The organism is Chryseobacterium sp. BGARF1 (assembly GCF_001677955.1).
GTDB lineage: Bacteria > Bacteroidota > Bacteroidia > Flavobacteriales > Weeksellaceae > Chryseobacterium.
Map to the genome: position 1 here is coordinate 1 of NZ_LELA01000222.1, position 726 is coordinate 726.

Sequence of the window (726 nt, forward strand, 5' to 3'; positions counted from 1 at the left end):
AATTATGGGAATATGTTCTTCCTTTCCCTTTGTGTCTAAACATGAGCAATTCTTTTAAGTGAAATTTTTAAAAAGGTAAATTTTTTGAGTACAGATTTTTACATACAGCTCCTTGAAATGTGTAAAGACAATTATTCCTTTAGATATTCGCAATACGGGTAAGGCGTTCCAAATCTATTAATAGAATTTTTCTTCCTTCCATAATGATTAGATGATCTTCCCGGAAATCATGAAGAATACGGGCTAATGTTTCATTGGCAGTTCCTACAATATTGGCAAGATCTGTTCTGGATAATGTAATATAAGTTTTATCCTCTGCTATATTAGATTGATATTTTCTATGCAGAATTAATAAACTTAATGCTACCCGTTCCCTGACCGTTCGTTGTGACAGAACGGTCATCAGATTAGCCATCACATTGAATTCATGACTAAGACTTTTGAGAAGTAATTTTGAGAAAAAGTCTGATTGATCAAGAATCTTCAAAAAATTTTCTTTCGAAATAAAAGCTATAACAGAGTTTTCTATCGCTAGTGTAGTATCTCCATATGTATCATTACTTAATATGGCTGAATATCCAAAAAATTCTCCGGCATTATAGATATAGATGATCTGCTCTCTTCCATCATTATCCACTTTATACTTTTTAACCTTACCATTTTTTAAAAAAAATATACCGTTAGGAATGGTTCCCTCAGTAAATATGGCTTCATTTTTACGGTAAT

Annotated in this window: 1 protein-coding gene; it reads right to left on the reverse strand. The window is 31.5% G+C overall.

Annotation, left to right across the window (positions count from 1 at the left end):
* Positions 1–139: 139 nt before the first annotated feature.
* A partial coding sequence (locus AB671_RS21690; protein ID WP_066681843.1) for a Crp/Fnr family transcriptional regulator occupies positions 140–726 on the reverse strand: 587 nt, incomplete at its 5' end.